Source organism: Xanthobacter sp. DMC47, assembly GCF_056313845.1.
Genome location: NZ_JBQUZM010000004.1, coordinates 407,573 through 422,900, shown reverse-complemented (window position 1 = coordinate 422,900; position 15,328 = coordinate 407,573). Strand labels below are relative to the sequence as shown.

Genomic DNA, 15,328 nt, shown 5'->3' with positions numbered 1-15,328 from the left:
CGCCGACGGCAGGCGGGATGCGCGCGTCAGTAATAGGAGGCGATGGCCTCGACCTCGGCCTTGGAGCCGAACACCAGCGGGATGCGCTGGTGGATATGGTGGGGCTGGATGTCGAGGATCCGCGTCATGCCGTCGGTGGCGCCGCCCTTGGCCTGCTCCACCAGGAAGGCGAGCGGGAAGGCCTCGTAGATCAGGCGCAGACGGCCGTTGTCGTAGCCCTTGCGCTTGTCGCGCGGGTACACATAGACGCCGCCGCGGGTGAAGATGCGGAAGGCGTCGGCCACCATGGAGCCGACCCAGCGCATGTTGAAGTCCTTGCCGCGCGGGCCTTCCTTGCCGGCGAGGCAGTCCGCGAGATAGCGCTGCATCGGCGCATCCCAGTGCCGGACGTTGGACTGGTTGATGCCGTATTCCTTGGTCTCGGCTGGGATCTCCACGTCGGTGCGCGCCAGCAGGAACTCGCCCGTGCGGCGGTCGTGCACGAACACCTGCGTGCCCGCGCCGAAGGTGGCGACGAGGATGGTCGCCGGGCCATAGGCGAGGAAGCCCGCCGCGACCTGCGCTGAGCCCGGCCGCATCACCGCGTCCTCGGGCTTGGCGACTGCCGAAGCGTCATAGGGCATGATGGAATAGATGGTGCCCACGGACACGTTGGTGTCGATGTTGGATGAGCCGTCCAGCGGGTCCACCGCCACCACGAGGCGGCCTTCGGGATTGAGCGGGATCAGCTCCTCGCTCTCCTCGGAGGCGAGGAAGGCGGTGGGGGTGGGCAGGAGCTTCTCGCGGATCAGCTCCTCGGCCACCACGTCCAGTTCCTTCTGGGCGTCGCCGCCGGCGTTGGGATCGACGCCGCGAATGTTGGCGAGTCCCTCTTCCAGTGGCCCGCGGGCCACGAGGTCGGCGATGCCGAGCCCGGCTTCGGCGATTGCACTCACGGTGGCGGCCACAGCCTGCCGCGACGCATCGCTCCCTGCCCAGTCCGCGAGATAGGTCTTGAGGCTCACCGCAACGCTCACCTTGTGCTCTCCTTCGATCCGGCGGCAGAGCCGACGGCAGTCCGATCGGGTCTGGCTCCGTATCCGCCTCAGCGGGTGCGGACAATCTCTATACCGACGTCACCAAACACACCGGTGACAGGCGCGCCGGGCTTGTGGACCACCACCCGCACCTGCTCGACCATGTCGAAATGGTCGAGGAGGCGGGTGGAGATGCGCTCCGCCAGCGTCTCGATGAGATGGACGGGATCGTCAGCCACCACCGCGGCGACCTGCTCGTAGATGCCCTGGTAGGACACCGTGAGGGCCGCGTCGTCCGCCCAGGCGGCGGGGCGGGTGTCGAGCCAACAGTCCACGTCGATGATGAAGCGCTGTCCCAGCTCCCGCTCCGCATCGAATACGCCGTGACGCGCATAGAAGGGGAGGGCCCGCAGGAACAGGCGGTCGGTGTTGTGAGGGCGGGTGCGGGGCGCGGGGCTGGCGTCGGCCTGCGTGTCCGCCAAGGCGGTGGGATCGTCGGAGGTCATCTCATCCTCGCGCGGAGGCGCCGCCACTGGCGCGCCTCCAGCCTCAAACTCGTTGCCTTCCTATTGGTTTCGCCGGCGGCTTTCAACGGATCTTCACCTCGATCGGGGTCGAGCGCGGCAGGCGCGGCATCGAGGGGGGCACGCCCTCGCGGATCAATTCGGGGACGAAGGCGAGGGGATTGACGCCAAGCGCGGCGTGAAGGCCGGCGTAGGACGCGGTGACGCGCGGGTTCACCTCGGCCACGATCGGGCCTTGCGGGGTCAGGATCACGTCGATGCAGACGATGCCGGAGAGGCCGGGAATCGCCTCCGACACCCGCCGCGCCGTCTCGGCCAGGCGGCCGTCCTCATCGGCGATGGCACCCACCTGCACGCCCTCGAAGGCGAAGACGCCCACGAGGTGGCTGATGCTGAGGCGGTTCGCCGCGAGCAGCGTCACCCCGTCCGGGCGCACCAGCACGCTGAGGCTGGCAAGGGTTCCGTTCAGGAAGGGCTGAACCACCAGGCCGCCGGAGCGGGGCAGGGCGGCCTTGTTCGGCCAGGCGCGGGCGGCGGACCAGCCCGTGCCGTCTTCCGGTCGCGTCACCAGATCGCCGTCGAGGCCGGCGGGCAGGGCATCGATGGGGAAGGTGGGCACGTGGGGAATGTCGTGCTCGGCGAGCCGGCGGGCCAGCGCCAGCCGGTTCGAGGCGAGCACGATGGCCTCGCTGGAACTGGCGAGGGTGCGGGCGCCGCCCTCGCGCATCAGCCGGGCGAGGCGCGCCAGCAGGCCGCCCGCTTCCGGGGCGATGGGCCACACCACGTCGGCGTCCTGGGCGAGGCTGGACCAGATGATCCAGGGATCCTGGCCCTTGCGCACCGGCACCGCCTCCTCGTTGGGCGGCGACAGGCGATCGTCGTAGGCCAGCACCACGTTGACGCCGACGAGTTCCTGGAGATCGGTCACGATGGCGTCGCGGATCAGGCGGCCCTCCGCAAGGGCCGCCTCCGGCAGGGGCTTGTCGCGCATGCCGCCGGATGTCACGTACTCGCAGATGAAGACGCGCATGGGGCTCCTCTCGCACAAGCTCAGCCGGACCTCGACATGCAGCTTATCCCCGTCGTTGACCTGAAGGGAGGGGTGGTCGTGCGTGCCCACAGGGGCGAGCGCGAGGCCTATCGTCCCATCGAAACGCCGCTCTCGTCGAGCGCGATGCCCTGCGATGTGGTTTCGGGGCTGCTCGCGCTCGCGCCGTTCCGGACCCTCTATGTGGCTGATATCGATGCCATAACCGGCGTCGGCACCAATGACGCGGCACTGCGCGACCTCCGCATCCGCTTCCCGGACATCGCGCTTTGGGTGGATGCCGGCGAAGGAGACCCGGCGCGCATCGCCGCACGCGCCAAAACCGGGCCGGGCACTCCCATCGTCGGCACCGAGAGCCTCGGCGCGGCTGACGTGGAGGCCGCGCTCGCCATGGACGGCGTGATTCTCTCCCTCGACCACGATGCCGCAGGGCCGCGCGGTCCGGAGCAGGCGCACCGCGACGCGCGCCTGTGGCCTGCGCGCGTGATCGTCATGACCCTCGCCCGCGTCGGCAGCGGCGAAGGGCCGGACATGTCGGCGCTGGAGCGTACTGCGCGGCGTGCGCAGGCGCAGGGGGCTTCGCCCGCGCTCTATGCCGCCGGCGGCGTGCGGGGGCCGGCAGATCTCGAGGTGCTCGCCCGGGCCGGGATCGCCGGCGCGCTGGTGGCCAGTGCCCTGCACGATGGGCGGATCGACCGGGAGAGCGCGCGGCGCTGGGCCTGAGGGAGGGGGGCATTTCCCCCTCTGGCGGAGCGCCGTGCTTGGGCTTGGGCGTGGTTCACTGTTACCTGCCGGCCACAGTCCCGATCCGAGGTGACGCGACGATCCCGCGTGGGTGCCGTAGGGGTGCTTTGTGTCATGGAACTGTAGCATCGCACCCATAGGCAGGGCCGAGCTTCCCGTTTCTCCCTGCCGGAATTGCCCTTCCATGATGCTCCGTCTGCCGCTGCTTCATTCGTCCGCAAGCCGAATCGTCCTGGCGCTCGTCTGCTCGGGCGCGGCGCTGCCCGCCGTTGCGGGATCCTTCACGGTGCCGCCGGCCTCCGGGCAGCAGACCGTCTCCGGCAGCGACACGGGAACCATCGACGCAGGCGCGACCCTGAGCACGGGCTCGTCCGCCTCCATCGTGTGGAACGGCAATGCCACGACGACGCCCGGCGTGGTCATCACCAATTCCGGCACCGTCACCTCCACCGGACGAACCATCGACACCACGGGTGCGTTCACCGGCACCTTCACGCTGACCAACACCGCCACCGGCAAGGTCACGTCCAAGGATGATGCCTTCCGCATCAACGGGCCGCTCGCCAACGGCACGGTGATCGTCAACAACGCCGGCACGATCAGCTCGCAGACCGGTCAGGCGCTGGACTTCGACAAGGCGACCTCCGCCACCGCCGCCATCACCATCGGCAACACCGGCACCATCTCCTCGGCCGGCTCGGATGCCATCCGCCTCGGCGGCGGCACCATCGGCATCACCAATTCCGGGACGATCGAGACCACCTCGGCCGGCAAGCGCGCCATAAAGTTCGACACCGCCTCGAACTTCGACACGCTGAAGAGCCTCACCATCACCAATGAGGCGGGCGGCGTCATCACCGGCACGGACGACGCCATCAAGATCTCGTCCACCGCCGGTAGCACCGCCGCGCCGGTGATCTCCATCACCAACGCGGGCACGATTCAGTCGAAGTCAGGCGGGCAGGGCATCGACCTCGGCGACATCTATTCCACCAACGCCACCATCACCATTACCAACCAGAAGACCGGCCTCATCACCGCCGCCGACAATGACGGCATCCAGGGCACCAACGGCGTCACCATCAACAATTACGGGACCATCTCGTCCTATTACGCAGCCGGAACCGCCGACACGCAGAACAATTCCGCCGTCAAGGTGAGCGGCGACGACCAGGGCCAGGCCATCACCCTCAAGGTGAACAACTATGCCGGCGGTCTCATCTCCGGCGCCTATCACGGCATCAAGGCCACCGGTACGGACGATAATCTGATCGTCACCAACAACGGTACCATCGAGGGCCGCAACGGTTCGGGCGTGAACTCCAACGGCACGGGCACGCTGGTCAATTACGGCAAGATTTCCGGCACCTTCGATCCGGCCGCGAGCTTCGGCGACGGCGACGGCGTGGACTTCGACCACGCCGGCACGGTCATCAACTACGGCACCATCGAGGGGCTCGGCTCCAAGGGCATCAAGCCGGGCGAGACCAAGCCCAGCACCTCCGAGGGCATCGCCATCGGCGGCGGCACGATGGTGAACGGCGATGCCGCCCACACCGCGGCGCTGATCTCCGGCGCCAACAACGGCATCCTCATCGACGACAGCAACAGCGGCGATGCCTACGCCGCCGCGACCGTTACCAACTACGGCACGATCCAGGGCCTCGACGGCTATGGCATCCGCTATGTGAACTCCGGCGTCGACCCCACCAAGTCGCTGACCGTCACCAATTACGGCACCATCTCCGGCACCACCTATGCGGTGCAGATGGGCGGCGGCAACGATCTGTTTGTCTATGGCGCCGGCAGCAAGGTGGTGGGCATCGTGGACGCGGAGGGCGGCGTCGACACCCTGCAGCTCGGTGGCAATGGCGAAAATGTCGATTTCGACCTGAGCCTCCTCGGCAACAGCGCCACCTATCGCAACTTCGAGGTGCTGACTGCCGGCACCGGCTCGCTCACCACCCTCACCGGCACGTCCGATTTCTCGGGCGCGGTGATCTTCAACCAGGCTTCGGTCTATCTGGAGGGCGCCTCCCTCGCCGGGGCCTCACTGAGCGTGTCGGGCTCGAACGCCCTGCCGGCCGAGCTCCTTGGCTGGGGCACGGTGGGTGGCCTCGCCGTCTCCGGCAACACGACGATCAATCTCAGCTCCGCAACGTCGCGCTTCGGCGTACTCGACGTGAAGGGCTCCGCCGCCATCTCCGGCACTTACCGGGTGGATGTGGACGCGGTGGGCAATACCGACCTCATCCGCGCCACCGGCGCCACCGTCATTGGCGTGGGGTCCGAGGTGGAGATGGTGGGCCAGCTCGCCTGGGGCCGGGACTACACCATTCTCTCGTCCGCAGGCGGTGTCAGCGGCACCTTCTCGCTCGATGTGCTCACCCCCATCGACTATCTCTTCGTCGATCCCGCACTGAGCTACGACGCCAACAATGTTTACCTCTCGCTGGCGCGCAACGGCGTCTCCTTCGCCTCCTACGCCGTGACGCCCAACCAGCGCTCGGTCGCCGGCGCCCTGGAGCGCATCGGCGCGGGGCCGAAGGCGGACACATCGAAGCTCTATTCGGCCTTCGTGACCCAGACGGCCGACGACAAGCCAACGCTGGCCCTCTCCCAGCTCTCCGGCGACCTCTACGCCACGCTGCCCGGCCAGCTCGCCACCGAGAACATGATGGTCAACGACCTCATCCTCGGCCGCCTGCGGCAGGCGGGTTACACCGGCGCCAAGGGCGCCGAAGGCGCGCTCGGCGCAGGCGGGCCGGCGCGTGCCTACGCCGATCCGGCGGCGCCCGGCGCGCAAGCCTTCAAGGCCATCAAGGCGCCCGAGCCCGCACCCGTGTGGACCACCTGGGCGCAGGGCTACGGCCAGTGGCTGTCCACCTCGGCCAACGGCAATGCCGCCGCGGCCGACACCAACCTCGGCGGCCTGCTCATCGGCGCGGACCTCTCGGCCAGCAACTGGGTGATGGGCCTTGCCGCCGGCTATTCCTCCGCCTCGACCAGCGCGGATGCGGCCTCGGCCACCACCGAGACCTGGCGCATCGCCGCCTACGGTGGCGCGACCTTCGACGCGGTGAAGCTGCGTGCCGGCGCCAGCTACGGCTGGAGCAGCATCGACCAGAGCCGCTTCGTCGCCCTCACCGGCGAGAGCCCGAAAGCCAGCTACAACGGCACCGCCGGCAACCTCTTCGCCGAGGCCGGCTACACCTTCGCGTTCAGCGGCTTGGCGCTGGAGCCCTTCGCCGGCATAGGCTGGACCAGCGTGAATCTCGGCAGCTTCATCGAGAACAACGCGCCCATCGCCGGCCTCGCCTCCACCGGCTCGTCGTTCGACACCGCCTATTCCACCCTGGGCCTGCGCGTCGCCACCAGCTTCGCCACCTCCGGCATCGTCGTGACACCCCACGCCTCGGCCGGCTGGCGCCACGCCTTCGGCGACGTGACGCCCCAGACGGTGCTGAGCTTCATCAATACCGGCACGGCCTTCGGCATCGACGGCCTCGCCATCGCCGAGGACAGCATCGTCGGCTCGGTGGGCATCGACTTCGCCTTTGCGACCGGCGCGACCTTCTCGCTGGGCTACGAGGGCATGGCCGGTGACGGCACCAGCTACAATGCCGGCAAGGCGACGCTGGCGGTGAAGTTCTGAGACGACCGGGCGCGCGAGAAAGGCTGAACACAGGGCCTCGCGCGCCCTTTTTCTTCTGGCGTGAACGAGATCGCTCCGGCGAGCGAGCCTCAAGCGTTCGCACGCTCCTCGATCAGGGCGGCAAAGATGCTCGCGACGGTGAGGTCTGCGCTGGTGCCGGGGTTCAGCCCCCGCGCCTTCAGGCTGGTGTCGAAGGCGAGCAGCACATCGTGGCGCGCTGACGGGGACAGGCCGCCGAGCCGGCCGCGCAGCACCTCGGCCTCCCGCCGCACCGCCTCCGCCTGCTCCGCCCCGAACTTGCGGGCGATATGGCTGTCCGGAAGCGTGGCGAGGAACGCAAGGTAGGCATCCTCGATCCGCCCGCGCTCCAGCGGCCCGTCGGCGAGCACCGGAACGCCGAGGGCGAAGAGATCCGCGTAATCGGTCACATATTGCCGGGCGATGGCGTCGCGATCGGCGGCAAGCGCCATGGCCTCCCGAAGCGTGACGCTGGCCGGTGCCCGCACATCCGCCTCGTCGGCCGCGCCGAGGCCGCCGGGTGACGCGGCGGCGATGGCGCGGAAGGCATTCCCGGCGTCGGCCAGATCCAACCCGTCCAGCACCTGCGCAAGCCGCTCACGGAGCGGGCCGGCGCTTTCGGCCGCCACCGCAAGGGGCGCGCAAAGCAGGATGATGCCGAGATTTGTGTTGCAGCCGGCAACCGCCAGAGAGGCCTCCACCGCCGCCAGCACCCGTGCCCCGACCGTTTCGCCGGTGACGGCGATGGCCGGCGCTGCGGCTGCGGCTGCGGCCTCGAACTGCGTGGTTTCCATGCCGTGCCCCGCGGCGAAGACATGGACGTTGCCCGGCTTCAGGGCCGACAACTCGGCGAGGCAGGCGGCGTGGAAAGCCTCCGCCACCTCCTTCGCAACCAGCGCTCTCATGCGTCGATGGGGGCAGTGCTCACGGCGCAGGTTCCATCACCGCACCGAGGCCGAAGTCGCGCAGCAGCGCCTGCGTGCGCTCGCGCATCCGCGCCTCGGCGATTTCCGGCGTGGGGCCGGTGGCGCGCACGGTGCAGAGCGGGGCGCCCTTCAGCACCGAGGCGCCGGCCGGCGGGCGGTCGGCCACGAAGTCCGGCCACGCATCCTGCGGCACCACCATGTCTTGGGCGGCATAGATGACGCCGGCGGCGTGCGCCTGGGTCGGCGCGGGCAGCACCTCGGGCAGCTTCCCGCCGCAGGCCGCCAGATGCAGGCCGAGCAGCGGAGGCAGGGGATCGGTGTCGAAGATGTCGAGGGTGGCGCCGGGGCGAGGATTCACCTCCACCAGGAACCAGCCGTCGTCGTTCACAACGAAGTCGAGCGACACCAGCCCCACCAGCCCGCAGGCGAGGGTGACGCTGAGCGCACCCTTCAGCATCTCCGCGGCGAACCGCTCCGGCAGGGCGACGGGCCCCGTGGCGCCGCCATAGCGGAAGGGATGTTCCTCGTCCTGCGAGCGCCATTGCCGCGAGGCGCCGACGATGCGGGCGGCGCTGCCATTGGACAGCAGGAGCAGCGAGAGGGACTGCCCGCTGACTTCGCGCTGGAGATAGTGGCCCGGCGCGGGTGCGGAGAGATCTCCCGGCGCCCGGCGGCTGATATGGGCGCCGCCGGCCCCGCCGATCTTCTTCTCAAGCACCGGCGCGTCGCCGAAGGTCTCGGCGGTAGGCGCTTCGAGGGTCACGGTCGGGAAGGGGATATCGAGATGGGCCGCGAGCGCGGCCAGCGCGATGGGGTCCTTCAGCACGCGCACGATGGCCGGCGCGTTGCCGAGGATGGGATTGCGCTCGGCGATGCGGGTCATGAGGGCGGTATCGTCCTCCAGCCCCCCGCCCAGCACCACCGGCAGGCCGGTGGGCGCGAGGGAGTGCAGCGCCTGGATGAGGTCATCGCCATCGAAGGCGCAGCCGTTCTTCTTGTGGACCCGGACGCAACGCGCCGTGTGGGCGCAGGTATCGAGATCGGCGAACAGGTCGAACGAGAGCGCGGCGAAGCCGGCGCGGGCGGCGCTGGCCGCCAGCGGCCGGGCGGAAATGGCGATCAGAGCAATATCCATCTAGATCCCAGCCTGTTGGTTCAAAGCCCACTTGCGGGGCCTTTTGTGCGGCGCGGCCCCTTACGGTTACGCGCCTTCCTCCCGTTCTTTCCGGCCGCGTCGGCGGTATTCAGAGAGCGATCACTTCCGCGCCCTGATTGTTTCCTCGCACGCAATCGAATGACAGGTTTGTGAACGATGCGAAGCGGCCGCGCAAGGTGGCGGCCAGTCGCGCCGCTGTGTCCTCGCCATCGACGATGGCGAAGCCGGTGGGACCCCACGAGCTTTGGCCGACACCGGGGATTCCCTCCGCCTCGATGGCGGCGATGGCCTCAGCCACCTGCGGGCTCAGGAAGCGGCCGCCGCCCTGCGCCGCGGCATAGTGATCGCCCAGCACGCGCTGCCAGTGGCCGATGACGCGGCCGAACCCGTCCGCATCCGCCGCCGCGAGCGCGGGCAGGGCCTCCAGCAGCATGCGATGGCACAATTGCGCCGCCTGCTCCGCCGGAAAGGGCGGGAGGGTGGCCATGGCCGCCGTCTCCTGCGGCCCACTCAAGCCTTCGCGGGCGGTGTCGAACACCAGCAGGATGCGCCAGCTCTCCGGCACCTTGAAGCGCGCGAGGAGGGGAGGTGGCGCATTGGCATCGGGGCCTGCGAGCGCCTTGCCACCGTCGAGGATCACCCCGCCGGCCGCGAATGCCTCCATGCCGATGGCCGAGCGCCGGCCGCGGCCGAGCACGGTCGCAACCTCGCGCGCGGAGAGCACATGCCCCGAGAGCCTTGCCACGGCCACGCCCACCGCCAGCGCCAGCTGGGTGCCGGAGCCGAGGCCGCCATGGGCCGGCAGGGCGGCGTCCACCTCGATGGCGAAGCGCTCCTCAATGCCGAGCTTGTCGCGCACCAGATCCCGCGCACGGGCGGCGCGGTCGCTGTCAGGTCCTGCGGCGGCGTCGGACGTGGCGCGTCGGACGCTCACCTCGGTGGCGGGCCGCTCCAGCGCGATGCCGAGAGAGCCGAAGCGGCGGCCGAGCGATCCGCCGAGATCGAGAAAGCCGAGGTGCAGGCGCGCCGGCGCGCGCACCTTCACCCCGGCCGCATGGATGAGATCCACGCGGCGGCTCAGCCGGCGAGGGCGGCGCGCAGCCGCTCCGCATGGGCGGCGAGCACGTCGGGCTTCTCCATCTCGCTTGCCGGTGGCTTCATGGGCACACCCGAATGGCGCGGGATGACGTGGACATGGAGGTGGAACACCACCTGCCCGCCGGCATCCTCATTGAACTGCTGCACGGTGATTCCATCCGCCCCGAAGGCCTTCATGCCGGCGATGGCCACCTTCTTGGCGATGGTCGCCACATAGGCGAGGTCCTCGGGCGTGATGTCGAGGATGTTGCGGGCCGGCGCCTTGGGGATGACCAGCGTATGGCCGGGGGAGCGCGGCATGATGTCGAGGAAGGCCAGGGCCTTGTCGTCCTCATAAACCTTGTGCGCCGGCAGCTCGCCGCGAAGGATGCGGGCGAAGATGTTCTGCGGATCGTAGGCCGGCGTGGCGGTCATGCGTGTCTCTCCCTGTTGGGGAGGAGATTGCAGGGTGCGGGCGGGGGGTCAAGTCCGCACGCTTGCGCACCCCATGCCGAGGCTCAGCCGAAGCGGCCGGTGACGTAATCCTGCGTCCGCCTGTCCCTAGGGTGGGTGAAGAGGTCCTGCGTCGGCGCGAACTCCACCATCTCGCCGAGATACATGAAGCCGGTGAAGTCGGAGATGCGGGCCGCCTGCTGGAGATTGTGGGTGACAATGGCGAAGGTGTAGTGCGCCTTCAATTCCTCGATGGTTTCCTCGATGCGCGCCGTGGTGATGGGATCGAGGGCCGAGCACGGTTCGTCGAGCAGGATCACTTCCGGCTTGAGGGCGATGGTGCGGGCGATGCACAGGCGCTGCTGCTGGCCACCGGACAGGCTGAGCCCGCTCTGGGTCAGGATGTCCTTCACCTCGTCCCACAGGGCGGCCTTGCGCAGGGCCTCTTCCACCCGGTGGTCGAGATCGGCCGGGGTCAGCTCCTCGTTGATGCGCAGGCCGATGGCCACGTTATCGTAGATCGACATGGGGAAGGGCGTCGGCTTCTGAAACACCATGCCGATGCGCGCCCGGACGCTCGCCGGGTCCATGGCGTCGCCGAGGATGCTCACGCCGTCGAGCAGCACGTCGCCCTCCACGGTCTGGTCCGGGTAGAGTTCGTACATGCGGTTGAAGATGCGCAGCAGGGTCGACTTTCCGCAGCCCGACGGGCCGATGAAAGCCGTCACGCAATGGGCACGCAGATCGACCGAGATGTTCCGCAGCGCGATCGCGTCGCCGTAATAGAAGCTCAGGTTTCGGACGGAGAGCTTGACCGGCGGCAGGCTCGCCTGCCGGCTGGCGAAGACCGTCGGCGCGGGCAGGCCGGCGTGGGTGTAGCCGTCCGCGGGGAGGGACGACGGGGTGTGGATGGACATGGCGGCCGATCCTCGACAGGAGCCTTTCCTCCTGCCTAGACCGCCGCCGCCGCCCCGTCCTTGCGCTATCTCATGCGGAGCGCGTGACGCGCGGAAAATCGAGCGGCGGAAACACTTTGCCGCGGCACGGCGCGGGAGACATCCTGCGCCGGCTCACCGTCGGCGCGGGACAGCGCGGGCTCAGTTCTGCCCCTGGCTCTGGGCCTGCGCCAGCTTCTGCGGCGCCCGGCCGTCGAGGGCGCTGATGCGCTCCTCCACATCGAGGCCGGTGCTGCGCAGGGCCTGCACGCCGACCGCATCGAGGCCCACGGCGAGGCGCACGTAATGCTCCGTGCCGCAGATGTTGCGGCCGGCATCGAACGAGACCCAGCCGATTTTCGGCACATGGGCCTCGGCCCAGTGGCGCGCCTCGCCCTCGCCTTCCGCATCGCCTTCGGGCGCGACGTAGCCGGAGATGTGGCGTGCCGGCAGGCCGAGGTGGCGGGCGGCGGCGGTGAAGACATGGGCGATGCTGCCGGCGCAGGCGGTGCCCGCCTTCAGGGCCTCGGTCGCGCTCAGGGGATCGCCGAGGGTCGGCCCCTCCTGCTCCTCCACCGTCTCGTGGACCTTGACCATGAGGGCGTGGAGCTGGGCCAGCGGGTCGTCCTCGGGCGCGTCGATGGCGGCAGCGAGGGCGGCGAGGGCGTCATCCACCTCGGTAAGGTCGGTCTGGCGCAGGAACAGGGACGGCGGGAAGCGCTCCACCGTGCCACGCACGATGCCGGTGGTGTCCTGCGTCTCGATCTCGCCCTCGGCGCAGACGGTGAGATGGTCCGCCGGGCCGTCCACGGAGAAGGTGTGGCACAGGTTGCCGAAGGCATCCTCCTGCGGGTGGAGGCGGCAGTCGGAACTGAGGTCGAGCGCCCAGCGCAGGATGAACTGGCCCTCATGGGCGCGCGGGGTCATGCGCACGGTCACGGCCATGTTGCGGGTGCCGGGCTCGAAGCGCTGGGTGATCTCGTGGCGGATGCGGATGCGCATTGCGGGCGTCCCTGGTGACGATGCGGCGCGCGCGCCGCGACTGACAGTCCCCCGGCGCGAGCCGGCCGCGCCGACGGGGAAGCTGATGGGGCCGGGAACGGCCCCGGGGTCAGGTCAGATACTGCTCGGTGATCTCGGCGCCGAGCTTGTTGTTGTCCGAGATGAACTCGGAAATGAACTCGTGCAGGCCGGTCTGGAAGATATCGTCGATGGACTTGTTGGTGAGCCTGGCGAGCATGGAACGCGCCTGCCGCTGGGACGGGCCCTGCCGGCCATAGACCGAGGCGATGTCGTCCAGATTGCGGGCGAGGCTGTCGTAGCAGGCGGCGAGCGAGCGCGGCATCTGCCGGTTCAGGATGAGCAGGTCCGCCACCAGCCACGGCTTCACGCTGTCGCGATAGACCCAGTGGAAGGCCGTGAGCGCGGAGACGGAGCGCAGGATGGAGGCCCACTGGAAATAGTCGAGCGGGCCGCCGATGTGCTCCTTCTCCGGCAGCAGCACGTGATACTTCACGTCGAGGATGCGGGCGGTGTTGTCGGCGCGCTCGAGCTGGGCGCCGGAGCGGGCGAACCAGTAGCCGTCGTTGCGCAGCATGGTGCGGAAGGTCGCCCCGTCGAAGCGCAGGGACGTTTCCTTCACGAAGGCGAGGAAGCGCGAAAGCTCGTCGCGGGTGAGTGCCCGGTTGGGAAAGTTGCGCAACTCGATCCAGGCCGAGTTGATGACGTCCCACATCTCGGAGGTCAGTGCGGTTCGCACCGAACGGGCGTTGGTGCGCGCCACCTCGAAGCAGTTGCGGATGGAGGAGGGGTTCTCCGCCTCGAAGGCGAGGAACGACACCACATTCTCCTCCTTCGCCTCCTCCAGCGGACCGTAGCGCGCGACGAACTCGTCGGCGCAGCCGGCGGTGAGCACGGCCGAACTCCACTCATTGGTGGAGCCGCCGTAGGTCACGGGCGTGTAGGCGAGGCGCTGGGAGACGTCGAGGATGCGGGCCAGGCAGTCGGCGCGTTCGACGTAGCGGGTCAGCCAGTAGAGGTTGTCGGCGGTGCGGGAAAGCATGGGGAGCCCGTTGCGGAAGGAGAGGGTGCGCGGCGCGGTTCAGCCGCGCTCAGGCGTCCTGCACCCGGATGGCGTGGTGCCTCCGGGGGCGGTTCAGGCGGCGGAACCGGGCGGGGCCCCGGCTCCGGCAATGGCACGGGCCGGGATGCCCGTGCGCGGGGAGAAACCTGCACGAACGATAGCGCCCGCGCGTCGAAAAGCGAGAGCGTGAGCGCTCGTGCTCATGCGTTCAGAACCCGAAGCATGAGCGCCCCCGCTCATGCGTCCAATACCCAAGTGTCCTTGGTGCCGCCGCCCTGGCTGGAGTTCACCACCAGGGAGCCCTCCTTCATGGCGACGCGGGTGAGGCCGCCGGGGACGATGCGCACCTTGTCGGAGCCGGACAGGATGAACGGGCGCAGGTCCACGTGGCGCGGCGCGATGCCCTTTTCCACCAGCGTCGGGCAGGTGGAGAGCGCCAGCGTGGGCTGCGCGATGAAGTTCGCCGGGTCCGCCTTGAGCTTGTCGCGGAACTTCTCGATCTGCGCCTTGTCGGAGGCAGGGCCGACCAGCATGCCGTAGCCGCCGGAGCCGTGCACTTCCTTCACCACCAGTTCGGGCAGGTGCTCGAGCACGTACTTCAGATGATCCGCCTCGCGGCAGCGCCAAGTCGGCACGTTCGGGAGCAGAGGCTCCTCTCCGAGGTAGAACTTGATGATGTCCGGCATGTAGGAATAGACGGCCTTGTCGTCGGCGACGCCCGTTCCCACAGCGTTGGTCAGGGTGACGTTTCCGGCCTGATAGGCGCTCATCAGCCCCGGCACACCGAGCACGCTGTCGCGGCGGAAGGCGAGGGGATCGAGGAAATCGTCGTCGAGGCGGCGATAGATCACGTCCACCCGCTTCGGACCCTCGGTGGTGCGCATGTAGACCACCGCATCCTTCACGAACAGGTCGCGGCCCTCCACGAGGTCCACGCCCAGCTTGTCCGCGAGGAAGGAGTGCTCGTAATAGGCCGAATTGTGGATGCCGGGGGTGAGGATCACCACGTTCGGCTCATGCCCGCCGTGGGGCGAGAGCGAGCGCAGGGTGGCGAGCAGATCGTCGGCGTAATTCTCCACCGGCGAGACGCGGTGCATGGAGAACAGCTCGGGGAACAGGCGCAGCATGATCTCCCGGTTTTCCAGCATGTAGGAGACGCCGGAGGGGGTGCGCGCATTGTCCTCGAGTACATAGAAGGTATCGGGATCGGTGCGCACGATATCGATGCCGGCGATGTGGACATAGAGGTCGTGCGGCACGCGCTGCCCGTTCATCTCCGGGCGGAAGGCGGGATTCTGGTAGACGAGGTTTTCCGGCACCACGCCGGCTTTCAGCACCTCGCGCTTCCCGTAGACATCCTTGATGTACATGTTCAGCGCCTTGACGCGCTGTTCCAGGCCGCGGGACAGCCGGCCCCATTCGTCCTTGGTGATGATGCGGGGCACGATGTCGAAGGGGATCAGGCGTTCCTGCGCGTTCTGCTCGCCATAGACCGCGAAGGTGATGCCGATTCGCCGGAAGATGAACTCGGCTTCCTTGCGCCGGTGGTCCAGCACGTCCTGCGGCACTTCGGCGAGCCAGCGCTGGAGGGTCTCGTAGGCCGGCCTTACCGCGCCGTCGGTACTGGACATTTCATCGAACGCATGCGGCATTGGGATCGACACTCCACGCCCCGGGGAAGCTCCCCATGAAC

General features: G+C 68.8%; 13 protein-coding genes. 2 read left to right on the top strand and 11 right to left on the bottom strand.

Going from position 1 to position 15,328, the window contains the following annotated elements:
• Positions 1–26 precede the first annotated feature (26 nt).
• The 3 genes from ACT54R_RS13620 to ACT54R_RS13610 form a co-directional block, all read right to left on the bottom strand.
• The gene (locus tag ACT54R_RS13620; RefSeq protein ID WP_476327117.1) at positions 27–1,016 is read right to left on the bottom strand and encodes a class 1 fructose-bisphosphatase; all 990 of its coding nucleotides are present in this window, start codon (positions 1,014–1,016) and stop codon (positions 27–29) included.
• Between the two features lie 68 nt (positions 1,017–1,084).
• Entirely contained in the window at positions 1,085–1,549 is a 465-nt protein-coding gene (gene folB, locus ACT54R_RS13615) for a dihydroneopterin aldolase (protein WP_476327115.1), read from the bottom strand.
• Between the two features lie 55 nt (positions 1,550–1,604).
• Positions 1,605–2,570 (bottom strand): ATP-grasp domain-containing protein, encoded by a 966-nt coding sequence (locus tag ACT54R_RS13610; protein WP_476327113.1) that lies wholly within the window; start codon positions 2,568–2,570, stop codon positions 1,605–1,607.
• A 36-nt stretch (positions 2,571–2,606) separates the two neighbouring features.
• Here ACT54R_RS13610 and ACT54R_RS13605 point away from each other — a divergent pair, with 36 nt between their 5' ends.
• On the top strand, positions 2,607–3,311 hold the full coding sequence (locus ACT54R_RS13605) for a HisA/HisF-related TIM barrel protein (protein WP_476327111.1): 705 nt from the start codon (positions 2,607–2,609) through the stop codon (positions 3,309–3,311).
• Positions 3,312–3,516: 205 nt separating this feature from the next.
• Entirely contained in the window at positions 3,517–6,987 is a 3,471-nt protein-coding gene (locus ACT54R_RS13600) for an autotransporter domain-containing protein (RefSeq protein ID WP_476327109.1), read from the top strand.
• Positions 6,988–7,076: 89 nt separating this feature from the next.
• Here the strand turns inward: ACT54R_RS13600 and ACT54R_RS13595 are convergent, their stop codons facing one another.
• From ACT54R_RS13595 to ACT54R_RS13560, 8 genes are all read right to left on the bottom strand, one after another.
• Positions 7,077–7,910, bottom strand: coding sequence for a triphosphoribosyl-dephospho-CoA synthase (locus ACT54R_RS13595; protein ID WP_476327107.1), 834 nt, complete (start codon positions 7,908–7,910; stop codon positions 7,077–7,079).
• Between the two features lie 19 nt (positions 7,911–7,929).
• Entirely contained in the window at positions 7,930–9,066 is a 1,137-nt protein-coding gene (locus ACT54R_RS13590) for an ATP-grasp domain-containing protein (RefSeq protein WP_476327105.1), read from the bottom strand.
• Between the two features lie 109 nt (positions 9,067–9,175).
• Complete coding sequence (locus ACT54R_RS13585) at positions 9,176–10,156, bottom strand: beta-ribofuranosylaminobenzene 5'-phosphate synthase family protein (RefSeq protein ID WP_476327103.1); 981 nt, start codon at positions 10,154–10,156, stop codon at positions 9,176–9,178.
• An 8-nt stretch (positions 10,157–10,164) separates the two neighbouring features.
• Complete coding sequence (locus ACT54R_RS13580; protein WP_476327101.1) at positions 10,165–10,599, bottom strand: HIT family protein; 435 nt, start codon at positions 10,597–10,599, stop codon at positions 10,165–10,167.
• Between the two features lie 83 nt (positions 10,600–10,682).
• Positions 10,683–11,534, bottom strand: a complete 852-nt coding sequence (gene pstB / locus ACT54R_RS13575; protein ID WP_476327099.1) for a phosphate ABC transporter ATP-binding protein PstB — start codon at positions 11,532–11,534, stop codon at positions 10,683–10,685.
• Positions 11,535–11,714: 180 nt separating this feature from the next.
• A complete protein-coding gene (locus tag ACT54R_RS13570; RefSeq protein ID WP_476327097.1) occupies positions 11,715–12,554 on the bottom strand; it encodes a transglutaminase domain-containing protein in 840 nt (279 codons plus the stop codon).
• A 109-nt stretch (positions 12,555–12,663) separates the two neighbouring features.
• Positions 12,664–13,614, bottom strand: coding sequence for an alpha-E domain-containing protein (locus ACT54R_RS13565; protein ID WP_168456626.1), 951 nt, complete (start codon positions 13,612–13,614; stop codon positions 12,664–12,666).
• A 257-nt stretch (positions 13,615–13,871) separates the two neighbouring features.
• The gene (locus ACT54R_RS13560; protein ID WP_168456627.1) at positions 13,872–15,287 is read right to left on the bottom strand and encodes a circularly permuted type 2 ATP-grasp protein; all 1,416 of its coding nucleotides are present in this window, start codon (positions 15,285–15,287) and stop codon (positions 13,872–13,874) included.
• Between the last annotated feature and the right edge of the window lie 41 nt (positions 15,288–15,328).

Excerpts from the sequence above, each read along its gene's own strand:
- ACT54R_RS13610 (WP_476327113.1), bottom strand. The coding sequence starts at position 2,570 with ATGCGCGTCTTCATCTGCGAGTACGTGACATCCGGCGGCATGCGCGAC.
- ACT54R_RS13605 (WP_476327111.1), top strand. The coding sequence starts at position 2,607 with ATGCAGCTTATCCCCGTCGTTGACCTGAAGGGAGGGGTGGTCGTGCGT.
- ACT54R_RS13600 (WP_476327109.1), top strand. The coding sequence starts at position 3,517 with ATGATGCTCCGTCTGCCGCTGCTTCATTCGTCCGCAAGCCGAATCGTC.
- ACT54R_RS13595 (WP_476327107.1), bottom strand. The coding sequence starts at position 7,910 with ATGAGAGCGCTGGTTGCGAAGGAGGTGGCGGAGGCTTTCCACGCCGCC.
- ACT54R_RS13590 (WP_476327105.1), bottom strand. The coding sequence starts at position 9,066 with ATGGATATTGCTCTGATCGCCATTTCCGCCCGGCCGCTGGCGGCCAGC.
- ACT54R_RS13580 (WP_476327101.1), bottom strand. The coding sequence starts at position 10,599 with ATGACCGCCACGCCGGCCTACGATCCGCAGAACATCTTCGCCCGCATC.
- pstB (WP_476327099.1), bottom strand. The coding sequence starts at position 11,534 with ATGTCCATCCACACCCCGTCGTCCCTCCCCGCGGACGGCTACACCCAC.
- ACT54R_RS13570 (WP_476327097.1), bottom strand. The coding sequence starts at position 12,554 with ATGCGCATCCGCATCCGCCACGAGATCACCCAGCGCTTCGAGCCCGGC.
- ACT54R_RS13565 (WP_168456626.1), bottom strand. The coding sequence starts at position 13,614 with ATGCTTTCCCGCACCGCCGACAACCTCTACTGGCTGACCCGCTACGTC.
- ACT54R_RS13560 (WP_168456627.1), bottom strand. The coding sequence starts at position 15,287 with ATGCCGCATGCGTTCGATGAAATGTCCAGTACCGACGGCGCGGTAAGG.